Source organism: Pararhodobacter sp., from assembly GCF_034676075.1.
In the GTDB taxonomy this organism is placed as follows: domain Bacteria; phylum Pseudomonadota; class Alphaproteobacteria; order Rhodobacterales; family Rhodobacteraceae; genus Pararhodobacter.
Genome location: NZ_JAUCCQ010000078.1, coordinates 1 through 17,554, shown reverse-complemented (window position 1 = coordinate 17,554; position 17,554 = coordinate 1). Strand labels below are relative to the sequence as shown.

At 68.3% G+C, this 17,554-nt stretch carries 14 protein-coding genes; 7 read left to right on the top strand and 7 right to left on the bottom strand.

Translation table 11 applies throughout. The annotated features are described in order from the left end of the window. Nucleotides 1-153 precede the first annotated feature (153 nt). The 3 genes from VDQ18_RS16715 to VDQ18_RS16705 are packed head-to-tail and all read left to right on the top strand — an operon-like array spanning nt 154 to nt 2,199. Complete coding sequence (locus VDQ18_RS16715; protein ID WP_323022053.1) at nt 154-570, top strand: RidA family protein; 417 nt, start codon at nt 154-156, stop codon at nt 568-570. A 4-nt stretch (nt 571-574) separates the two neighbouring features. Beyond that, entirely contained in the window at nt 575-1,249 is a 675-nt protein-coding gene (locus tag VDQ18_RS16710) for a DUF1028 domain-containing protein (RefSeq protein ID WP_323022052.1), read from the top strand. Then, nucleotides 1,246-2,199 carry a LysR family transcriptional regulator gene (locus VDQ18_RS16705; protein WP_323022051.1) on the top strand — a complete coding sequence of 318 codons (954 nt, stop codon included), beginning with the start codon at nt 1,246-1,248 and terminating at the stop codon, nt 2,197-2,199. The genes VDQ18_RS16710 and VDQ18_RS16705 overlap by 4 nt, the downstream gene beginning before the upstream one ends. A 23-nt stretch (nt 2,200-2,222) precedes the next feature. Here the strand turns inward: VDQ18_RS16705 and VDQ18_RS16700 are convergent, their stop codons facing one another. The 5 genes from VDQ18_RS16700 to cysD form a co-directional block, all read right to left on the bottom strand. After that, complete coding sequence (locus VDQ18_RS16700; protein WP_323022050.1) at nt 2,223-3,131, bottom strand: transglutaminase family protein; 909 nt, start codon at nt 3,129-3,131, stop codon at nt 2,223-2,225. Nucleotides 3,132-3,140: 9 nt separating this feature from the next. Further along, nucleotides 3,141-5,555, bottom strand: coding sequence for a circularly permuted type 2 ATP-grasp protein (locus VDQ18_RS16695; protein WP_323022049.1), 2,415 nt, complete (start codon nt 5,553-5,555; stop codon nt 3,141-3,143). Nucleotides 5,556-5,571: 16 nt separating this feature from the next. Continuing rightward, a complete protein-coding gene (locus VDQ18_RS16690; RefSeq protein ID WP_323022048.1) occupies nt 5,572-9,015 on the bottom strand; it encodes a transglutaminase family protein in 3,444 nt (1,147 codons plus the stop codon). 175 nt (nt 9,016-9,190) lie between these two features. Then, nucleotides 9,191-11,092, bottom strand: coding sequence for a sulfate adenylyltransferase subunit CysN (gene cysN / locus VDQ18_RS16685; protein ID WP_323022047.1), 1,902 nt, complete (start codon nt 11,090-11,092; stop codon nt 9,191-9,193). Then, a complete protein-coding gene (gene cysD, locus VDQ18_RS16680; RefSeq protein WP_323022055.1) occupies nt 11,092-12,030 on the bottom strand; it encodes a sulfate adenylyltransferase subunit CysD in 939 nt (312 codons plus the stop codon). Before cysD ends, cysN begins: the two co-directional genes overlap by 1 nt. A gap of 75 nt (nt 12,031-12,105) precedes the next feature. Between cysD and VDQ18_RS16675 the strand changes: the two genes are divergently transcribed. Further along, on the top strand, nt 12,106-13,107 hold the full coding sequence (locus tag VDQ18_RS16675) for a hypothetical protein (protein ID WP_323022046.1): 1,002 nt from the start codon (nt 12,106-12,108) through the stop codon (nt 13,105-13,107). 71 nt (nt 13,108-13,178) lie between these two features. Further along, a complete protein-coding gene (locus VDQ18_RS16670; protein WP_323022045.1) occupies nt 13,179-13,910 on the top strand; it encodes a glycosyltransferase in 732 nt (243 codons plus the stop codon). Nucleotides 13,911-13,913: 3 nt separating this feature from the next. On the opposite strand, the gene VDQ18_RS16665 is transcribed toward VDQ18_RS16670, so the two are convergent. Beyond that, complete coding sequence (locus tag VDQ18_RS16665; protein WP_416235119.1) at nt 13,914-14,939, bottom strand: GSU2403 family nucleotidyltransferase fold protein; 1,026 nt, start codon at nt 14,937-14,939, stop codon at nt 13,914-13,916. A 60-nt stretch (nt 14,940-14,999) separates the two neighbouring features. Then, nucleotides 15,000-15,974 (bottom strand): KpsF/GutQ family sugar-phosphate isomerase, encoded by a 975-nt coding sequence (locus tag VDQ18_RS16660; protein ID WP_323022044.1) that lies wholly within the window; start codon nt 15,972-15,974, stop codon nt 15,000-15,002. A gap of 162 nt (nt 15,975-16,136) precedes the next feature. Between VDQ18_RS16660 and VDQ18_RS16655 the strand changes: the two genes are divergently transcribed. Together VDQ18_RS16655 and VDQ18_RS16650 are read left to right on the top strand one after the other, a co-directional pair. Further along, nucleotides 16,137-16,829 (top strand): hypothetical protein, encoded by a 693-nt coding sequence (locus VDQ18_RS16655; RefSeq protein ID WP_323022043.1) that lies wholly within the window; start codon nt 16,137-16,139, stop codon nt 16,827-16,829. 15 nt (nt 16,830-16,844) lie between these two features. Further along, the coding region (locus VDQ18_RS16650) for an N-acetylglucosamine kinase (RefSeq protein ID WP_323022042.1) at nt 16,845-17,554 on the top strand (710 nt) is incomplete at its 3' end.

Sequence of the window (17,554 nt, the reverse complement as noted above, 5' to 3'; positions counted from 1 at the left end):
GTGAATCATGTTCCGCCATCGGCGTCGAGGCAGGAGTTTTTCAGCGGCCTGCTAAGCCTCGTTAGTCAAAGCCTCAGCAACGCTAAGCAACATCGTTGTGTTCGCCCCGCGCCCGCGCGATCATCCTGGCGAAAACCCTTCAAGGAGCCCGCCATGGCCCATCGGCGCATTCGCCCCTTCAACACCAAGGACACCTACCCCGAGCAGAAGCTCGACAACGACCTCTGCCAGGCGGTCGTAACCCGGGGCGGCAGCACAATCTGGATGCGCGGCCAGTGCCCGCAGAACCTGGATGATGCGAAAAGCATCGCCAGCCATGACCCGGTCGAGCAGACCCACAAGGTCATGCAGAACATCCGCCAGCTGATCGAGGAAGCGGGCGGCAGCATGGAGCATCTGGTGAAAGTGGTGGTCTATATCACCGATGTCCGCCACCGCGAGGCCGTTTACCGGACCATGGGCGACTACATCAAGGGCGTGTTCCCCGTCTCGACCGGGCTGGTCGTCACCGCGCTGGCCCGGCCCGAATGGCTGGTCGAGATCGACGCCACCGCCGTGATCCCGGATTGAGGCGATGACCTTCTCTCTGGTGGCCCGCTGCGCTGAAACGGGGATGTTCGGGATGGTGATCTCGTCCTCCTCCCCCGCCGTCGCCGCCCGCTGCGCCCATGCCCGCGCGGGCGTCGGCGCGGTGGCCTCGCAGAATATCACCGACCCGGCGCTGGGGCCGCGGGTGCTGGACCTGATGGCGCAGGGCCTCTCGGCGGCCGAGGCGGTGGCGGAGGTCACGCGCCGCGCGCCCTTCATCGAGTACCGGCAGGTTCTGGCGGTCGACGCGCAGGGCGGCGCGGCGATCCATTCCGGCGCCAAGGCGCTGGGGATCTGGACCGAGGCGCGGGGGCGCGACTGCGCCTCGGGCGGCAATCTGCTGGCCAATGACGGCGTGCCCGCGGCCATGGTCGCGGCCTTCGAGGCCAGCACCGGCCCCTTGGGTGATCGGCTGATCGCCACCTTGCGGGCCGGGCTGGCAGCGGGGGGCGAGGCCGGGCCGGTGCATTCGGCCGGCCTCTTGATGGTCGGCCGCCAAAGCTGGCCGGTGGCCGATCTGCGCTGCGACTGGACCGAGGATTGCCCCATCGAAGCCGTTGCAAAGGCTTGGGAAATCTACGCGCCGCAGATGCAGGCCTATGTCCAGCGCGCCCTCGATCCCAGCGTCGCGCCCTCCTATGGCGTGCCGGGGGACGAATGAGCCGGGGCGCGCCGCCCCTGCGCTACACGCTGCGCCAGCTCGAATATTTCGTGGCCGTGGGCGAGGCGGGCAGCATCGCCCGGGCGGCGCAGCGGATCAACGTCTCCTCGCCCTCGATCTCGACCGCCATCGCCCAGCTGGAGCAGGAATTCGGCCTGCCGCTCTTCGTGCGGCAACACGCTCAGGGCCTCTCGCTGACCCAGGCCGGGCGCGAGATGCTGGAGCAGGCGCGGGTCGTCCTGCGCGAGGCAGGGGCGCTGCGGGACATCGCCGGCGACATCTCGGGCAAGGTTCGGGGGCCCCTGTCCGTGGGGTGCCTGCTGACCTTCGCGCAACTGGTGCTGCCCGCGATGCGCCGCGGGTTCGAAGAGCGTTTCCCCGAGGTCCGGGTGCGTCAGCAGGAACTCAATCAGGTCGAACTCTTCAGCGCGCTGCGCCGGTCGGAAATCGACGTGGCGCTGACCTATGACCTCGACCTGCCCGCCGATCTGCAGTTCACCCCCCTCCTGCATCTGCCCCCCATAGCGCTGATGGGCGCGGGCCATCCGCTGGCCGATTGCGACAGCGTCAGCATCGACCAGCTGAAGGATCACCCGATGGTGCTGCTGGATCTGCCGCTCAGCGCCGATTATTTCCTGTCCTTCTTCGAGGCGATCCATGCCCGGCCGCTGATTGCCGAACGGACCCGCGACATGGCGGTGATGCGCTCGATGGTGGCCAATGACTTTGGCTATTCCATCGTCAATGTCCGGCCGCTGAGCGACGTGTCGCCCGATGGCAACCCGGTCCGCGCCGTGCCGATCGAGGGGCCGATCCGGGCCATGCGCATGGGCTTCCTGACGGCGCAGGACGCCGACCGCTCCAGCGCGGTGCGCGCCTTCATCGAGAACGGGATCGGGCTGGTACGCTCGGGCAAGCTGCGGCGGATCGGGGGGCTTCCGCTTGTCTGAAGCAATCTTAGCCCGGGGCTAAGTCAGGCGGCGCCCGTCACCCGCCCCTGCCCCGCCGTCACCGGGATCATGTCGACCGCGTGCCGGGTCTCCTGCCCGCCCGCAGTGCGCATCGCGCCCATGACCGGCGCCACATCGCCATAGTCGCGCCCGCGCGCCACGACCACGTAATCCTCGCCCGCGTGCTGGTTGTTGGTCGGGTCGAACTCGATCCAGCCCATGACCGGCCCGGCCCAGGCCCGCACCCAGGCATGCATCGCATCCGCCCCCTCCAGCCGCGGCTGTCCGGGCGGCGGCAGGGTGCGCAGGAAGCCCGAGACATAGCCGGCGGGGATGCCCACCGCGCGAAGCCCCGCGATCATCACATGGGCGAAATCCTGACAGACGCCGGATTTCTGCGCGAAAGCCTCCTCCGGCCCCGTCTCGACCGAGGTGGCGGCGCTGTCGAAGCGCATCGCCTTGTGCAGCGCCCGTCCCAGCGCCTCGATCGCCTGACGGGCGGTCATGCCGGGGCTCACCACCTTGCGGGCGAAGGCGGCGATGGCGGGAACCGCGGGCACCCGGGCCGAGGCGCCGGTGAAATGATGCGGCGAGTCGGGGCCCAGGTCGGCCAGTTCGGCCACCACCCCCGGCAGTTCGGCCAGCAGGGGCGACAGATCCGCCCCCTCGACCCGCGCCAGCCGCTCGACCCGCAGCGCCAGGGTCAGCCGCAGGTTGGAAATCGGCTGATGCCAGACGGCCGCCGTCATCGCGTTGCCGAAGAAATCCTCGCCCTCGCGCCGTTCATCCGGGCGCGGCAGGATGCCGAGGCGCCGGGCGATCACCCGCTGCTCACCCGGCAGGTCGCGCGGCAAGAGGCGCATCAGCGTCCGCGAGCGGTCCGAAGTCGCCGCGTAATCGTAGTCGATGGCAAGGGTGATGTCGTAGAGCATGCGCTCCCCTTACCGCAGGTAGGCGGCGGTGATCAGGTCGGAAATCCCGGAAAGCTGCGCCCTGAGCCTGAGCAGATGCGCCGGGCGGATCCTCTCGGGCGCGGTGACGCTGAGGAGCGCGTCGATCGGCACGATGGCGCGCGAGAGCGGCGCGAGGCGGCCGTTCTCCATGGCGCCCGGCAGGGCGGCGGCCTGTTCGCGCAGCGCCCGGATCTGGAACAGGATCGAGCGCGGGTTGTCCGCATCGAGCGCCAGCAGGTCCACGACCGTGTTGCGCGAGGTCTCGACCGAATAGCGGCGGCGATGGGTGATGACGCTGTCCGCGACCTCGACCGCGAGGTCCAGCGCCCCCTCGGGCGCCTCGGCATCGGTCAGCCCGTGCAGCAGCGCGGTCAGCGCATCGGCCCGTTCCAGCGCCCGGCCCATCGACAGGAAGCGCCAGCCCTGAAAGCGGTACATGTTGTCCTGCACCAGCCCCGAAAAGCCGGTGATCTTGCGCACCAGGATGCCCATCGCGCGGGCCGCGTCGTCGCCCGGCTCGATCTTGCTGAAGGTACTGCGCGCCGTGCGGTCGAGATCGGTGATCGCCGCCCAGCCATCGACCGAGAAACGGTCGCGCACCTTGGCCGCGCAGAGCCGCGCGGCGCCGATCCGGTGCAAAAGCGCTTCGGGCATCGGCTGCGCCACGTCGATGCCATAGCCGCTAAGAAAGGCCCTGAGCCGCCGCAGCAGCGGATCGGCCGGGTTATCGGTCGCCGCCAGCCGCAGGTGATAGGCGCGGATCAGGCGGATCGCATCCTCGGTCCGTTCCACGTAGCGGCCAAGCCAATAGAGGTTGTCGGCAGCCCGGGCGGGCACCACCCCGGGGCTGGCACGGCGGAAGGGCTCGTCGGGGCGCGGCGACATCGAGATCTGCGGCACCGGCCGGTCCGAGACGATCCAGACATCGGCGACCGAGCCGCCCTTCTGCATCGCCAGCGCCGAGGCATCGCCCGAATGCCCGATCCGCGCATAGCCGCCCTTCATGAAGCGCCAGCCCTGCGGCGTGCGGGCGGCGAAGACCCGGATGGTCATCGGCCGCGGCAGGATCCGCCCTTCGGCCAGCGTCTCGCCGGGGGCGGTGACCCAGGCGGGGGTGGTGGACAGCGCCACCGCCTCCTGCCCGACCAGCGCGCCGCCCTCGACCTCGATCCAGGCGCGGGGGTCGCGGGCGGGCTTGGCGCCGGGGGCGACCTGCGCGGCCACGTCGAACGGCAGGTCCGAAGACAGCGCGGGCCCGATCAGCATGCGCGCCGCATTCTCGCGCACATAGGCGCGTTCGGCCGCTCCGCCGCACCACCAGGTGGCGATATTGGGCAGGGTCAGCGGCTTGCCGGTCAGAACCTCGCTGATGCGCGGCAGAAAGGCCATCATCGCCCGCATTTCCAGCACACCCGAGCCCAGCGCGTTGACCAGGGCGAGGTTGCCCGCCCGCACCGCCTCGACCAGGCCCGGCGTGCCGATGCGGCTTTCGGCGTTCAGTTCCAGGGGATCGGCAAAGGCCGCGTCGATCCGCCGCCAGAGCACGCCGATCGGCTGCGGCCCCTCAATGGTGCGGACCTTGGCCTCGCCATTCTCGACCAGCAGATCCTCGCCTTCCAGCAGCATCAGGCCCAGGTAGCGGGCGATATAGGTCTGTTCGTAATAGGTGTCGTTCGAGGGGCCGGGCGTCAGGATCGCGGCCCGCGCCGCCGGATCGCCGCCAGCCTGCGCCAGCCCGGCCATCGCCGCCTTGAACTCGCCGAAAAAGCCCGCCAGCCGGTGGATATAGGCCCGCGGGAAACGCTCAGGGAAGATCCGCCCGGTCGCCATGCGGTTTTCCAGCGCGAACCCGGCGCCCGAGGGGGCCTGCATCCGGTCGCCCAGCACCAGCCAGGAGCCATCGGGCGAGCGGCCGATCTCGAAGGCCAAGAGGTGCAGGTAATGCCCGCCCGGAGGCTCGACCCCCACCATCGGCCGCAGCCATTGCGGCGAGGCGGCGATCAGCGAGGCAGGCAGATGCCCCTCGCTGACCAGCTTTCCCGGACCGTAGAGGTCGGCCATCACCGCCTCCAGCAGGTCCGCGCGCTGCGCCAGCCCGGCGCAGATCTGCGCCCATTCGCTGTCATGCAGGATCACCGGGATATGCGAGAGCGGCCAGTCGCGTTCCGCCATCGGGTCGCCGGAATACTGGCGGAAATAGACGCCCGCATCGCGCAGATACTGGTTGCCGCGCTCGAACCGCGCCGCGACCTCGGCCGGTGTCAGCCGGGCGAAGCGCTGGACGAAGCGTTGCCAGACCGGCCGCATCCGGCCGTCGCCGTCGAATACCTCGTCGGCCACGCCCGGCAGGCGGGCATAGTCGGCGAAAAGATCCGGCTCGGTGTCTGGCAAGGCGGGCGGCATGGGGGTCTCCTGCCGCTCACATCAGCCCCGGCGGGCGCCGAAGGTCAAGCGTCAAAGGAAACTCGGGATGCGGGGTCTCGGGCGCCGGGCGATAGGAACCGGCGCTGTGGCCGTGGGGTTCGAACCGCGCGAGCCTGCGGGCTTCGGCCTCGTAGGCATTGACCGGGAAAGTGTCGTAATTGCGCCCGCCGGGATGCGCCACGTGATAGGTGCAGCCCGCAATCGCCCGGCCCGTCCAGTCGTCGTAGACGTCGAAGACCAGAGGCGTGTTGACCGGCAGCACCGGATGCAGGCTCTCCGCCGGATGCCAGGCCTTGAACCTCACCCCGCCGACGCTGACCCCCGAGGTGCCGGTGCGCGCCATCGGCACCGGACGGCGGTTGACCATGACGCGGTAGCGGTCCTGATGCAGCGTCGTCAGCTTCACCTGAAGCCGTTCGACCGAGCTGTCGGTATAGCGCACCGTGCCGCCGATGGCCCCGGTCTCGCCCAGCACATGCCAGGGCTCCAGCGCCTGTTTCAGTTCCAGATGCACGCCCTCGGCCTCGATCTGGCCGCAGAAGGGGAAGCGGAATTCGGCCTGGGCCTCGAACCACACCGGGTCCAGGTCGTAGCCATGGAGCCGCAGGTCGGCGAGCAGGCTCAGCAGATCCTCCCACAGGAAATGCGGCAGCATGAAGCGGTCGTGCAGCACCGTGCCCCAGCGGACCGGACGCCCCTGCACCGGCGCCTTCCAGCAGCGCGCGATGATCGCCCTGAGCAGCAGTTGCTGGGCAAGGCTCATGCGCGGATGCGGCGGCATCTCGAATCCGCGGAACTCGACCAGCCCCAGCCGGCCAGTCGGGCCATCGGGCGAATAGAGCTTGTCGATGCAGATCTCGGACCGGTGGGTGTTGCCCGTCACATCGGTCAACATGTTCCTGAGCAGCCGGTCCACCAGCCAGGGCGGCGGCAAGGGCCCGCCGTTCACCGGATCGCCGATCTGACCCAGCGCGATCTCCAGCTCATAGAGCGTGTCGTGCCGCGCCTCGTCGATGCGGGGCGCCTGCGAGGTCGGGCCGATGAAAAGACCCGAGAAGAGGTAGCTCAGCGAGGGATGCCGCTGCCAGATCAGGATCAGCGATTTCAGCAGGTCCGGGCGGCGCAGGAAGGGGCTGTCGAGCGTCGTTGCGCCGCCCACGACCACATGGTTGCCGCCGCCGGTGCCGGTGTGGCGCCCGTCGATCATGAACTTGTCGGCGCCGAGGCGGGAAAGCCGCGCTTCCTCATAGATCGCCTCGGTCGTGGCGACGCAATCCTCCCAGCTATGGGCGGGATGAATGTTCACCTCGATGACGCCCGGATCGGGGGCGACGCGGATCACGTTGAGGCGCGGATCATGCGGCGGGGCATAGCCCTCGATATGGATCGGAAGGTCCAGCTCGGCCGCCGTCACCTCGGCATTGGCGATGAGTTCGAGGTATTCCTCGAGCGTCTCGCAGGGCGGCATGAAGAGGCACAGACGGCCGTCACGCGGCTCCATGGCGATGGCGGTGCGGACCCAGCCGCCCGCCGGATCGACCCCGTCGCCCAGATGCGCGTCCTGCGGCTGATAGCGCTGGCGCTCGGCCTCCTTGGCGCCGGGGCGGAAGCCCTGGGCATGGCCGGGCGTCACCGGCGGCATCATCGCCGCCTGCTCGGCCTCTTCCTTGGCGATGCGGCGCGCTTCCTCGGCGATGGCGCGGCGGCGGGCTTCCAGCCGGTCGTGGAAATCGGGCAGCGGCAGCACCGGCACCGTGGGGTCGGCGGGATAGGAATAGGGATATTGCGCGGGTGGGATATAGGGCAGCGAGCCCAGCGGCAGGCGGAAACCCACCGGGCTGTCGCCGGGAATGAGGAAGATCTTGCCGCGCCGCGGTTTCCACAGTTCCGAGCGCCATTTCGCGGGCTTGTCCGCCGCCTGCCACCAGCGCTGGATCGGCAGGACATAGCCCGCGGGCTCGGTCAGGCCCTGGTTGAAGACGCGGGCATAACGCGCGCGGTCCTCGGGGTTCTTCAGCTTGGAATTCTCGGGCGAGACATTGGGCGGCAGGTTGGCTTCCTTGAGGATCCATTCCGCCGGATCCTCATAGGCGGGCTGGGCGAAACCGGCGTCCAGCCCGAGGTTCTTGGCGAAAGCCGCCATGAAGCTGCCCGCGTCATCGGCCGAGACCACGCGCGACGGCGCCTCGCGCGCCACAAGTTCCGGGTTCTTCCACACCGGCTGCCCGTCGCGGCGCCAATAGAGCGAGAAGGTCCAGCGCGGCAGGCTTTCGCCCGGATACCATTTGCCCTGCCCGTAATGCAGGAATCCCCCCGGCGCGAAGCGCTGGCGCAGGCGGCGGATCAGGTCATCGGCGAGGCCCCGCTTCTGCGGCCCGACGGCGGCGGTGTTCCACTCGGCGCTTTCGAAATCGTCGATCGAGACGAAGGTCGGCTCGCCCCCCATGGTCAGACGCACGTCGCCCTCGGTCAGGTCGGCATCGACCTTGCGGCCCAGCGTGTTCAGCCGATCCCAAGCCTCGTCCGAGAAGGGCTTGGTGATGCGCGGATGCTCGGCCACCCGGCGGATCTGCATGTCGAAGGCGAAGTCGGTCTTCAAGCCGGGGGCGGCCGTGAACCCGCCCGAGATCGGCGCGGCGTTGCGGTAATGCGGCGTCGCGGCCAGCGGGATATGGCTTTCGCCAGTGAACAGCCCCGAGGTCGGGTCAAGCCCGATCCAGCCCGCGCCGGGAAGGAACACCTCGACCCAGGCATGCAGGTCGGTGAAATCGTGGTCGGTGCCGGAGGGGCCATCCAGCGATTTCACATCCGGCGTCAGCTGGATCAGATAGCCCGAGACGAAGCGGGCGGCGAAACCCAGATGGCGCAGCACCTGCACCAGCAGCCAGGAACTGTCGCGGCAGGACCCCGACTTGATACCCAGCGTCTCCTCGGGCGTCTGCACGCCGGGCTCCATGCGGATCGTGTAATTCACCACCTGCGCGATCTTCGCGTTCAGGCCGACCAGCATGTCCACCGTGCGCTGGCGGCTGAAATCGAGGCTGCCGATCAGCTGCGCCAGAAGCGGGCCCTCGGCCTCGGGCGTGCGGTAGATCGAAAGATCCTCTTTCAGCTCCTCGGGATAGTCGAAGGGCCAGTGCTCGGCGCTTTCCTCGACGAAGAAATCGAACGGGTTGTAGACCGTCATGTCGGCCACAAGATCGACCTCGATCTTGAACTCGCGCACCGGGTCCGGGAAGACGAAGCGCGCCAGCCAGTTGCCGTAGGGGTCCTGCTGGTGGTTCACGAAATGCCCGCCGGGGCTGACCTTCAAGGAATGCGAGATGACCCGCGTCCGGCTGTGCGGCGCCGGTCGCAGGCGGATGATCTGCGGCCCCAGCGTGACGGGCCGGTCGTAGGTGTAATGCGTGAGATGGTGGATCGAGGCGTAGATTGCCATTCGCAGGGGCCTTGTCGCACGGATCGTTTTCAGCCCCACCTTAGGCCGAGACGCGCCGCATGCCAGCGTGAAACGCTTGCCCTGCCCTGTCGCAGCCGCTTTTCGCGGCAGGCGCCGAAAAAACCGGCACCGGGGCGGGACGGCCCGGCAGGCAGCGCCCGCCGGGCCCGTTTCGTCAGGGGATCAGCCGGGCGATGATGAGATCGGCGGCCTCGTCCACGCTGGTTGCCGTGGTGTCGATGCGCAGCTCCGGCGTCTGGGGCGCCTCATAGGGGCTGTCGATGCCGGTGAAATTCTTCAGCTGCCCCGAGCGCGCCTTGGCATAAAGGCCCTTCACGTCGCGCCCCTCGGCCACGCTGAGCGGCGTATCCACGAAGACCTCGACGAATTCGCCGGGCTGCATCATGCCGCGCACCATGTCGCGCTCGGACCGGAAGGGCGAGATGAAGGCGGTGATGACGATCAGCCCCGCATCGGTCATCAGCTTCGCCACCTCGCCCACCCGGCGGATGTTCTCCACCCGGTCGGCCTCGGTAAAGCCCAGATCCTTGTTCAGCCCGTGCCGCACGTTGTCGCCGTCCAGCAGGAAGGTGTGCCGGTTCATCCGCGCCAGCTTTTTCTCCAGCGCGTTGGCAATGGTCGACTTGCCCGAGCCGGACAGCCCGGTCAGCCAGACCACCGCCGGCTTCTGGTGCTTCATCGAGGCGTGGTGGTCGCGCGTGATGTCGGTCGCCTGCCAGTGGATGTTCGACGCCCGGCGCAGCGAGAAATGCAGGATCCCGGCGCCGACCGTGCGGTTGGTCAGCTTGTCGATCAGGATGAACCCGCCCAGATCGCGGCTCTCCGCATAGGGCGCGAAGGGGATCTCGCGGTCCGTCGTCACTGTCGCCACGCCGATGGCATTGAGGTCCAGCGTCTTGGCCGCCAGATGCTCCTGCGTGTTGACGTTGATCTCGTATTTCGGCTGGCTGATGGTGGCGCTCACCGTCTGGGTGCCGATCTTCAGCCAATAGGCGCGGCCGGGCACCATCTCGACCTCATCCATCCAGACGACCGCGGCCTCGAACTGGTCGGCGACTTCGAGCGGCGATTTGGCGGCGACGATCACCTGCCCGCGCGAGCAGTCGATCTCGTCCGTCAGGGTGATCGTCACGGATTCACCGGCGACGGCCAGATCCCGGTCGCCCTCCAGCGCCACGATCCGCGCCACTTTCGAGGTCTTGCCCGAGGGCAGCACCCGCACCTCATCCCCCGGCCGCACCACGCCCGAGGCGATCATCCCGGCGAAGCCCCGGAAATCGAGGTTCGGCCGGTTGACCCATTGCACCGGCAGGCGGAAGGGCTTCGCCTGATCGGCGCTCGCATCGACCTCGACGCTTTCCAGATAGGGCAGCAGCGAAGGGCCCTGATACCAGGGGGTATTGGCCGAGGGGGCGGTGATGTTGTCGCCCTTGAAGCCGGAAATCGGAATCGCGGTGAAATCCGCGATGCCGATGGAGGTGGCGAAGGCCCGGTAATCGGCGACGATCCGGTCAAAGACCGCCTGATCGTAGCCCACCAGATCCATCTTGTTCACCGCCAGCACGATGTGGCGGATGCCCAGCAGGTTCACGAGGTAGGAATGCCGCCGCGTCTGGGTCAGCACGCCCTTGCGCGCGTCGATCAGGATCACCGCCAGATCGGCGGTCGAGGCGCCGGTCACCATGTTGCGGGTGTATTGCTCGTGCCCGGGGGTGTCGGCGACGATGAACTTGCGCTTCTCGGTGGCGAAGAAGCGATAGGCCACGTCGATGGTGATCCCCTGCTCGCGCTCGGCGGCGAGGCCATCGACGAGGAGCGCGAAGTCGATCTCCTGCCCCTGCGTGCCGACGCGCTTGCTGTCGGCTTCCAGCGCGGCCAGCTGATCCTCGAAGATCATCTTGCTGTCATAGAGCAGCCGGCCGATCAGCGTCGACTTGCCGTCATCCACCGACCCGCAGGTGATGAAGCGCAGCATGGTCTTGTGCTGGTGGGTTTCCAGATAGGCGTCGATGTCCTGGGCGATCAGCGCGTCGGTCTTGTAAACGGGATCGCTCATCAGAAGTACCCTTCCTGCTTCTTCTTCTCCATCGAGGCGGCCTGATCGTGGTCGATGGCCCGCCCCTGACGTTCGCTGGTGGTGGTCAGCAGCATTTCCTGAATGACCTCGGGCAGCGTCTGCGCCGTGCTCTCGACCGCGCCGGTCAGCGGGTAGCAGCCCAGCGTGCGGAAGCGGACCGAGCGCATCACCGGCTCCTCGCCGTCTTTCAGCGGGAAGCGGTCGTCGTCCACCATCAGGATCAGGCCGTCGCGCTTCACCGTCGGACGGGGGGCCGAGAAGTAAAGCGGCACGATTTCAATGCCTTCGAGGTGGATGTATTGCCAGATGTCCAGTTCCGTCCAGTTCGAGATCGGGAAGACCCGCATCGACTCGCCCTTGGCCTTGCGGGCGTTGTAGAGCCGCCAGAGTTCCGGGCGCTGGTTCTTCGGATCCCAGCGGTGGTTGGCCGAGCGGAAGGAAAACACCCGCTCCTTGGCGCGGGACTTCTCCTCGTCGCGCCGGGCGCCGCCGAAGGCCGCGTCAAAGCCGTAGAGGTCCAGCGCCTGTTTCAGCCCCTCGGTCTTCCACATATCCGTGTGCAGGGACCCATGGTCGAAGGGGTTGATGCCGCGCTCCTTGGCCTCAGGGTTCTGGTAGACCAGCAGCTCCATGCCCGCATCGCGCGCGGCCTTGTCGCGCAGCTTGTACATGTCCTGGAATTTCCAGGTCGTATCGACATGCAGCAGCGGGAAGGGCGGCGGCGCGGGATAGAAGGCCTTCTTGGCCAGATGCAGCATCACCGCGCTGTCCTTGCCGACGGAATAGAGCATGACGGGCTTTTCAGCCTCGGCCACCACCTCGCGCAGGATGTGGATGCTCTCGGCCTCCAGGCGTTGCAGGTGGGTCAGGGTCTTCACGGACATTCCCGTTTCCTTGTCTTTGGCGTTGACGGGCAGATAGCAGCGCGGCTATCTGCCATCACCCCCCAAATGGGGGGTCTCGCGCCGTTACGACCGGAGGACAGGCCCGATATGCTGGGACGCAGCCCCGAGACCGAGGTCCTGCGCCTGCTCTACGCCTCGGCCGCCGTGGCGGGGGTGGAGGCCTGGCATCCGTTCCTCTCCGCGCTGTCCGAGCTGACTCGGGCGCAGGGCGCGCTCTTGAGGATCGAGGCCGCGGGCCTGCATGAGTCCCACGTCGGCGCCCCCGCGCCCCTGCCCCCGCCCGAGACCCTGCGCCCGCTCCGCCGCGACCGGGTCTATGCGCAGGAGGAACTGGGCACCCCTGCACCGATGCGGCTGATCCGCCTGTCACCCCGCCCCGACGCCCAGGCCTGGCTTGCGCTATCCCATCCCCTGCGCGATTTCCGGGCGGTGGATGCGGCGCAGCTGGACCGGCTGTCGGTGCATCTGGCGCAGGCGGTGAAGACCTGGCTGACGCTGGCCCGCGACCGCGCCATGGCTAAGGAAAGCGCCCGGCTCGCGGCGGCGTTGGGGGCAGGCTGGCTCTGGTTTGAGGCCACCGGCCGGGTGGTCGAGGCCGATGCGACCGCCCGCGCCCTGCTCGGCCCCCGGCTGGCACCGTCCGGGCGCCTCGACCTCGGCGATCCGCTGCTGACCCGCGCCTTCCGCCGGGCGCTGGATCAGGCCGTCACCGGCACCGAGACGCCCGGGATCGTGACCCTCTCGCGCGCGCCCCTGACCCAGCTTGCCCTCCACCCCGGCCTGAAAAGCCCCGCCCCGGGCCTCGACCCGCTGATCCGGGCGGGGGTCCGTCAGTCCCCGCCCGCCGCCACGCTCGATGTGACCGCCCTCGCCCGCTCGCTCGACCTTAACCGCAGCGAAACCGCGCTGGCGGTGCTGCTGTGCGACGGGTTGACCTTGGCCGAGGCGGCTGAGCGCCTTGGCTGGACGCTCGAAACTGCCCGCAGCGCCTCGAAACGGATCTATGCGCGGTCCGGCACCAGCGGCCAGAGCGCCCTGATCCGCCGCATGCTGACCGGCGGCGATTGGCTCATCCGGCCCCCGGTTTGATCCCGATCAAGGCGCAGGCCTCCCCGCCCCCTCACAACCGGCGCATCACTCACCGACGCCGGAGCGCCCCCATGATCAACCTTTTCATCGGCTACGACCCGCGCGAGGCGGTGGCCTACCACGTCTGCGCCAACAGCGTGATCCGCCATGCCTCGGCCCCCGTCGCCTTCACGCCCTTGGCGCTGAAGGGGCTGCAAGGCTATGCCGAGACCCATACCGACGGCTCGAACCAGTTCATTTACTCGCGGTTCCTGCTGCCGCATCTGATGGACTTCAAGGGCTGGGCGATCTTCGTCGACGGCGACATGCTGTTTCGCGACGACATCGCCAAGCTCTGGACGCTCAGGGACGAGTCGAAAGCCGTGATGTGCGTGCATCACGACTACAAGACCAAGATGGAAACCAAGTATCTGGGCGCCAAGAACCAGAATTACCCGCGCAAGAACTGGTCCTCGGTCGTGCTGTGGAACTGCGGGCATCCGGCCAATGCCGTGGTCACGCCCGAGTTCGTGATGGGCGCGACGGGGGCGCAATTGCACCGATTCACCTGGCTATCGGACGATCTGATCGGCGAGATCCCGAAGGTCTGGAACTGGCTGCCCGACGAATTCGGCCCCAACAAGGAGGCGAAACTCCTGCACTGGACGCTGGGCACCCCCTGCTTCCACGAATTCGCCCACGCGCCGATGGCCGAGGAATGGCACCGCGAGAAACTGCTGACGGATTACTCGCTGCAACGGGTGATCGACGGGCCCTTCGAGGGCGAAGAAGGGTATAAGGAGGCGCAGCTGGCGGCGGAATAGCTGCTAGAGGCTGGCCAGCAGGTCCCGCGTCTCGGGCATCCGGGCCAGCGAGGCCTCCAGCCTCTCCCGCCAGCGCGGTCCCACCCCGCGCGCGATCTCCAGCGCGCGGGACAGGTCGTCCGGCCGGTCCTCGGCCATGGCCGCGATCAGGAACGCCGCCTGCTCGCGGTCCTTGGCCGCGCGCAGACTGCCTGCCCCGTCACGGCGCCGGTCGGCGACGATCAGTTTGTGGATCGCATAGCGCTCGGGCCGCGGCACCTGCACCAGCACGCCCGCGCGATAGAGCGCAGCCGCCGGGATCGGCTCGGCGATCAGGAAATTCAGATAGTTGAGGCCCTGCGCGCTGACCCCCAGCGCCGGCAGGTCGCGCAGCCCTTCCTGACCGAAGGCGGGCGTCAGGAACTCGACCAATTGCCCGCTGCCGCCTTGCGCCCATCGCCAGGTCCGGCGCGCATCAAGGGCGGGCAAGGGGTCGAATTTCAGCGCGGTGAAGGTCTCGGCCAGCCCGGGATCCACCTGATCCTCAAGTGCGATGCTGAGCTTTTCGAACTGGGCGATGTCGATGTCGCCGGTATTGGCCATGCCCCCCAGCGGCAAGCGGATGCCCAGTTCGCCCTCATACAGGCGAAAGGCATTGGTGCCGACGATGGTGCCGCCCAGCCGGAAGACCCCCGCCGCCGCCATCGCCGACAGGATCGCGCCCGTCGCCCGATCCGTGGGCGTCATCCCTTCGGCCCTGAGCAGCCGCACGAGGCGCGCGCGTTCGGCCTGACGGGTCTGGGCCGTGGCGCGCAACTCCTCGATGCGCTCGATCCGGGCGCGGGTCTCGGCATTGTCCTCGCCGATATAAACGAAGCGCGTCTCGGTCCCGACCCGGCGGGCCGCGTACCAATACCCCTTGTCGCCGCGCGTCTTCAGCGTCGGCTTGCCGTCGAGGCCCGAGAGCGCGTCATCCTTCAGAAGCCGGACGAGGTCGGTATAGGCGCTGGTCGCAATGCTGCTGAGCGGGATCATGCCAAGCACTTTCATCTTTTGCTTGGCACAATATGCCAAGCAAAATCAGAAATTGCTAGGCACAAGCGCAGAACCTCATGCCAGCCCCGCCTTCAGCAGCACATGCAGCCGCAGCAGACCCACCGGCCGCCCGTCCGCGTCCACCACCACCAGCGCCGTCACCTTGCGGTCGTTCATCACCGCCAACGCCTCGGCCGCCAGCATCTCGGGGGGTACGGTCTTGGGCGTGCGGGTCGCCACGTCACCGGCGGTCTTGGCCATCAGCCCGTCGATGTTGCGCCGGATGTCGCCGTCGGAGATCACGCCCGTGAGCCGCCCCTCGCCATCCACCACACAGGCGAGGCCGAAGCCCTTGCCGGTCATCGCCAGCAGGACCTCCTGCATCGGCGTCGACCGCCCGACCAGCGGCAATTCGTCGGCCTCATGCATCAGCTGATGCACCTGCGCCAGTCGCGCGCCCAGCTTGCCGCCGGGGTGGAAGACGCGGAAATGCTCGTGCAGGAAGCCACGCTGCTCCATCAGCGCCACCGACAGCGCGTCGCCCAGGGCCAGGGTCAGCGTGGTCGAGGTGGTGGGCGCCATGCCGATCGTGCAGGCCTCGGGCTCGTTCGGCAGCGTCAGGCGCAGATTGGCCGCGCGCATCAGGGTGCTGTCGGGGTTCTTGGAGATGCCGATCAGCGGGATCGAGAAGCGCCGCGCGTGCTGGATCATGTCGCCCAGTTCCGCCGTCTCGCCGGAATTGGAGATCAGGATGCAGACATCGGCATTGGTGACCATGCCCAGATCGCCATGGCTCGCCTCGGCCGGATGGACGAATTGCGCGGGTGTACCGGTCGAGGCCAGCGTCGCCGCGATCTTGCGCGCGACATGGCCCGATTTGCCGATGCCGGACAGGATCACCCGCCCGCGACAGGCCAGCATCGCCTCCACCGCGGCGAAGAAATCCTCGGGCAGCGCGTCGGCCATCTTCAGGACGGCCTCGCCTTCGGTCCTGAGGACCCGTTGTCCGGCGGCCAGAACCGCCTCTCGTTTGAGTCGTGTCTCTTGCATGGGGTCTGAATACGCCGTTTGCGGCGCGTGTAAACAGGGCAGCGCGGTAATCGGCCACCCGCCGCCCTGCCCCCTCGAAAGATGCATCCCCAGCCGCTATAAGACGGCAAGCGACCCGCAGGACGCGGGCAAGCCAGTCCCATGACGGTTGAAGAGAGACCGATGACCCAGACCCTGAAGATCTATGTCGGCTACGATTCGCGCGAGGATATCGCCTGGCAGGTGGCCCGCCACTCGACCCTGCGCCACGCCACTCGCCCGGTCGAGATCTATCCGCTGAAACAGCCCGCGCTGCGCGAGCTCGGCCTCTATACCCGCGGCGCCGATACCGCGACGACCGAGTTCTCGCTGACCCGGTTCCTGACGCCCTATCTCGCCGCGCATGACGGCTGGTCGATCTTCATGGATTGCGATTTCCTGGTGACCCGCGACATCACCGAGATCCTGTCCCTGCTGGACCCGGCCAAGGCGCTTTACTGCGTGCAGCACGATTACACCCCCGCCAATATGGTGAAGATGGACGGCAAGCAGCAGAGTGTCTATCCGCGCAAGAACTGGTCGTCGTTCATGGCTTTCAACGGCGCCCATCCGGGCGTGAAGGCGCTGACGCCCGCGGTCGTCAACAACGAGACGCCGCAATACCTGCACCGCTTCTCGTGGCTGGACGATGCCGATATCGGCGAACTGGACCGCGAGTGGAACTTCCTCGAAGGCGAATATGCCAAGCCCGAGGCCCTGCCGATGTGCGTGCATTACACCAACGGCGGGCCCTGGTTCGAGGATTGGCAGAACGTCGATTTCGGCGATGACTGGCGGGCCGAGCGCGACCTCTATCTGGCGCAGGCGGCCGAATAGCCCACAGGAGACGCGATGCTCTATTGCGGCGTGGACATGGGCGGCACGGCCAGCCGCTGGGCCCTGGTCGACGCCGGGGGCGCGCTGGTCGCCCGGGGTGAGAGCCCCGGCGCCACCGGCCTGATCTTCACGCCCGAGGCGCGGGCGGCTTTCGCGGCCGCCCTGGCCCCTGCCCGGGCCAAGGGCCCGCTCGCCGCGGCCTATATCGGCGCGACCGGCGCCGGCTTTGACGCCGACCCCTCGCTGCAGGCGGCGGCGGCCGAAGCTCTGGGACTTCCCGCTGAAAAGACAACCGTCGTCAACGACATGGTGCTGGCCTGGCGCGCCGTCTGGCCCGAGGGTCAGGGCCATGTCGTCACCGCCGGCACCGGCTCGGTCGGCTTCTCCCTCAAGGGCGGCACGGTGACGCTGGTCGGCGGGCGGGGGCTCTTGCTCGACGATGCCGGATCGGGCGGCTGGATCGGCCTGCAGGCGGTCCGCGCGCTCTGGCGGCATATCGACGAGACGGGCGGCACCCGCGGGGCCGAGGCGCTGGCCGAGGCGCTTTTCACCGCCATGGGCGGCCGCGACTGGGACGATTGCCGCCGCTATGTCTATGGCGCGGACCGCGGTGGGCTGGCGGCGCTGGCCCGCCCGGTGGCCGAGGCCGCGGCCCTCGGCGACCCGCTGTCGCTGGCCCTGATGGCCGAGGCCGGGGCCGAGATCGCCCGCCTCTGCCGCCTGAT